General features: G+C 64.5%; 2 protein-coding genes and 2 pseudogenes. All 4 read right to left on the bottom strand.

Features of this window, described 5'->3' with window-relative positions; genetic code table 11:
- Positions 1 to 471: pseudogene (locus ACH2EI_RS05615) on the bottom strand (IS6 family transposase); the annotation flags it as partial.
- Positions 472 to 520: 49 nt separating this feature from the next.
- Positions 521 to 1,828 carry an ABC transporter permease gene (locus ACH2EI_RS05610; RefSeq protein ID WP_395159393.1) on the bottom strand — a complete coding sequence of 436 codons (1,308 nt, stop codon included), beginning with the start codon at positions 1,826 to 1,828 and terminating at the stop codon, positions 521 to 523.
- Positions 1,815 to 2,528, bottom strand: a complete 714-nt coding sequence (locus ACH2EI_RS05605) for an ABC transporter ATP-binding protein (RefSeq protein ID WP_395159395.1) — start codon at positions 2,526 to 2,528, stop codon at positions 1,815 to 1,817. Before ACH2EI_RS05605 ends, ACH2EI_RS05610 begins: the two co-directional genes overlap by 14 nt.
- 1 nt (position 2,529) lies before the next feature.
- Positions 2,530 to 4,234, bottom strand: a pseudogene (locus tag ACH2EI_RS05600) (hypothetical protein); the annotation flags it as partial.

The raw sequence follows: 4,234 nt of genomic DNA, 5'->3' as shown, positions 1-4,234 counted from the left end.
TGTTCCCATATTGGCTCGTGTCATGGAGTACCTCCAGGAGAAGGTCGTTGACCACGCGCAGCAGCGGCGCAGCCAGATCCGTCGTGACTTCTCTCGGACGTTCGCGGCCCGCCAACATTGTCTCGAAGAACCTTGTAGCGGCAGCAACGTTGCGTCGCTTCGACACTGAAACCTCAATGACCTGGCCGTGCTGATCGACGGCTCGATACACGTACCGCCACACGCCACCGACGCGGACGTAGGTCTCATCGACGAACCAGCGATCACCGACACTGTGACGGCGCGGCCGAGCCGCCTCGATGATCAGCGGAGTGAAGCGTTGCACCCAGCGGTCGATCGTGACGTGATCGACGTCGATGCCGCGTTCGGCCAGGAGCTCTTCGACATCGCGGTAGGACGGCCGTAGCGGAGGTACCAGCGCACCGCCAACAAGACCACGTCGGGCGGGAACCGGAAGCCCGCAAACGACAGAGACTCAGAGTGGCGACATCGACGAGGAATCACCCGGGCACGCTACGGATCAGGTCCCGGATCGGAGGGCTTCGACAGGTTCGAGACGCGCTGCCCTCAATGCTGGATACAGGCCGGACACGAGTCCGATCGCAGCGCCGATGACTGGGGCGGCAAAGGGCGCTGCCGGGTCCAACACGGGTGTCCATGTCTGGTGAGCAGAGACTGCGATGACGACGAGGCTGCCGCCACTCGCTCCGAGGATTCCTCCAACGAATCCCATGGTTGCGCTCTCGAGCAGGAACTGTTGGGCGATGTGCCATCGCGACGCGCCGATGGCTCGGCGTAGCCCGATTTCGCCGGTGCGTTCGATGACCGAGACGAGCGTGACGTTCGCGATGCCGATTGCACCGACGAGCAACGAGACGCCGCCAAGGATGAGGAACAGGACATCGAGGTCGCTCTGGACGTTGTCCTTTACTCGCTGCGGCTCGGGCGGCGATGCGATCTTGAGCACCGCTGGATCGTCGGGTCGGAGAGCGAGCGGTGCCTGCTGGGAGATGAGCGAGGCTGCGCCGATGTCGGTTTCGATGACGACCTCCTCAGGGCTGACCAGTCCGAACTCGTGCTGTGCGGTTCCTTCCGGGATGATGATCGCGCCGAGCACATTGGCCTGCCGGCCGACGTCGTCGATGATGCCGATGATGAGGTAGATGTCATCACCGATCGCGATGGCCGGGAGTTGGGCGACGTCGTTGATCCCGAGTCGGATTGCAGCTCCGGGTCCGAGCACCGCGACTCGGTCGCCGCGCAACGAGTGCCCGTCGTCGGGTAGCCGACCGGTCTTCATCGTCGTTCGCATGGCGTCGAACACGCCAGGAGACGCGGCAAAGACCCCCATGGTGAACTGGGTCTGGCCCTGCGGATCGCGTACCGGAGAGGTGCGCACAAACGCGTCTCCGATGTCGACACTGCTCAGCGTCCCAGCGGCGACGACTCCGTTCAGTCGTTCCATGCGAGCCGCCGAGTCCCACGGAAGCGCATCAGCCACTGGCCCGTCGGGCCCCGGCTTAGCGCTGACAACGATTTCGGTCGCAGCGAGTTCGTCGAACCTACCAACGATGCGGTTGCCGGCCGTTCGTGAGAGTCCAAGCGTCGCGACGAGTGCAGCGAGTCCGATGACCGTCCCGAGCACGGTCAACACCATGCGTCCCGGCCGAGCGAACAGGCCGGCGAGGGCCTCGTTGCCGAGGTCACGGAATCCGAGTTTGGGAGGCGCCACGAGCGGGTTTTGAGCGAGCTTCGTCCGCTTTCGCCGAATTGAGACTCGCTGGGCAACTCCCGCCAGATCACGGCGCAAGCGGTCAAACAGTTGCATGGATCTCCAGCAATCGTCCATCGGTCATCCGAACCTGGCGGTGGGCGCGTTCGGCGACCTCGTGTTCGTGGGTGATCATCACGACCGTTTGACCGTGCTCGTTCAGCCCAGCGAACAGCTCGAGGATCGACTCGGTCGTGGTCGAGTCGAGGTTTCCGGTCGGTTCGTCGCAGAGCAGCATGCCGGGTGCGCCCATCACAGCGCGGGCAATCGCAACCCGTTGCCGTTCGCCGCCGGACAGCTTGGTCGGCAAGTACTCCATCCGATGCCCCAACCCGACCTGTTCGAGCGCCATCGCTGCCCGTTCGCGTCGGTCGCCGCCTGCGTCCTTGCGATAGATCTCCGCGAGCATCACGTTCTCGATCACCGTCCGATGGGCCATCAGGTGAAACGACTGAAACACGAATCCGATGCCTCGCGATCGAAGGCCGGCACGCTGCTTATCGCTCAGCGCTGCGACGTCGACACCGTCGAAGAGGTACGTGCCGCTCGTCTGGCGGTCGAGGCACCCCAAGACGTTGAGCAACGTCGACTTGCCCGACCCCGATGGCCCGACGATTGCGAGCCAATCCCCCGGTTGCACCAGGAGGTCGACGTCGATGAGAGCGTCGACGGGTGGGTCGGTGCCGAATCGACGTCCGAGTCCCTCGATCTCGATAAGTGGGTGCGTCGCCGCGGGCACCCTCGGTATCTCAAGCATGTCAGCCACCGGTGGCCACCGGCACCTCTGTCGCAACCGGTGGCGTAATCGCTGCCGCAACGGTCGTGGGCGTGACGTCTGCCGCGGGCGCGACCGGACCGTCGAATCCGACGACAACGAGATCGCCGATGTCGAGCGTCCCACCGATCGGCGTGATGCCGACATAGCCCTTGGCCGACAGACCCGGTTCGACCGCAACGAATTCCAGAGCGCCGCCAACCGATTTCTGCACTCGGGATGAACCGTCGGCCGTCATCGAAAGCGCGCTGACCGGCACGGCGCGCACTGCGCCGCCAGACGATTCGACCGGGATCGTGATGCGAACAGAGGAACCGACGAGCCCAGGCGGAGCCTCGTCGACGAGGATCTCGAAGTAGACGTGGAAGCCGTCGACGCCATCGGTGCCTGGGGTTGCGGCGAGTCGTGAGACCGTGCCGGTCGCGTTGATGCCCAGCAGCGGTTCGTCGAGAACGACCGACATGCCCTCCGCGATGAGCGGCACCTCCTCGAGCGGCAAGGAGGAATCGATCGCGACGACCGAATTCGTGACTGCGAGCACTGGGCCCGCCGCTGGCTCGCCGGTCGCGCCGATTGCCTCGGCGACTCGCACAGGAGCGTTGGCGACGAAGACCAACTCGTCAGCTGGCACCAGCGTTCCGCTCCGCAGTTTCAGGATGTCGAGTTCGAGCGCAACAGCAGCAGCCTGCTCGGTACGCGTCGCCAGTGACGCGCCCGCATTCTCCGCAACGGTTTGAGCTGCAGCAACTTGGGCAGCCGCAGCGGCGATCTCAGCTTGCAGCGATCCGCTCGAGGCAGCAGCGAGTGCCTGCTCGCCAGCCAGCCTCGTCGACTCCAGGTTCAGAACCGCAAGGTCGAGGTCAGCTTGGGCAACTCGAACCTCAGCAGCTGATCCGTGAGCAGGCGCGAGCAAAACATCGAGCATTGCTTGTTTTCCGGCGACATCGTCTTGCCCAGCGAGGTTGGCTGCGACGGCTTCGGACTCTGCGGTGACCAAATCTTTAGGTGCAACATCGACTGCTTGCTGCGCAGTCGACACGGCCTGGACTCCGGTGAGTCGGACCGTTTCGACAGCTGCTTGCGCGAACGTCAGTTCACGACGCAGCGCGTCGACCTTGGCCGGACCTACTGCCAGCTCGGCGAGCAGCGTACCGAGCGCTGTCTGTTTGTTGATGAGGTCAGCTTGCGCGCCAAGGTTGGCAGCGTCGGCTTCGGACTGAGCGATGATCAAATCTTCCGGCGCAGCGTTCTGGGCAGCCGCGACCGCGCGGACTCCGGTGAGCCGGACCGTTTCGACAGCTGCTTGCGCGAACGTCAGTTCACGACGCAGCGCGTCGACCTTGGCCGGACCTACTGCCAGCTCAGCGAGCAGCGTACCGAGCGCTGTCTGTTTGTTGATGAGGTCAGCTTGCGCGCCAAGGTTGGCAGCGACGGCTTCGGACCGGGCAAGCGTCAGGCTGACGGAAGCATCAACGACGGCCCGCTTCGCCGCGGCCACGGCACGCAGACCCGCGCTCCGGATCGGTTCGACCGCCGCCTGTGTACGGGTCAGATCGCGCTTGGCGGCGTCGATTTCAGCAGCCGAAGCCGGCGTTCCTGACTTCACTTGATCGACGACGGCCTGTTTCGCATCGACCTCCAACTGAGCTCTCCTGTTCGTAGCAGCCCCCTTTCGGCGCACCGCGTCG

It is taken from the genome of Ilumatobacter sp., assembly GCF_041688325.1.
Taxonomy (GTDB): domain Bacteria; phylum Actinomycetota; class Acidimicrobiia; order Acidimicrobiales; family Ilumatobacteraceae; genus Ilumatobacter_A.
This window is presented reverse-complemented; position numbering and strand designations above follow the sequence as displayed.

Coding starts and splice junctions, on each gene's coding strand:
- ACH2EI_RS05610 (WP_395159393.1), bottom strand. CDS start 1,828: ATGCAACTGTTTGACCGCTTGCGCCGTGATCTGGCGGGAGTTGCCCAG.
- ACH2EI_RS05605 (WP_395159395.1), bottom strand. CDS start 2,528: ATGCTTGAGATACCGAGGGTGCCCGCGGCGACGCACCCACTTATCGAG.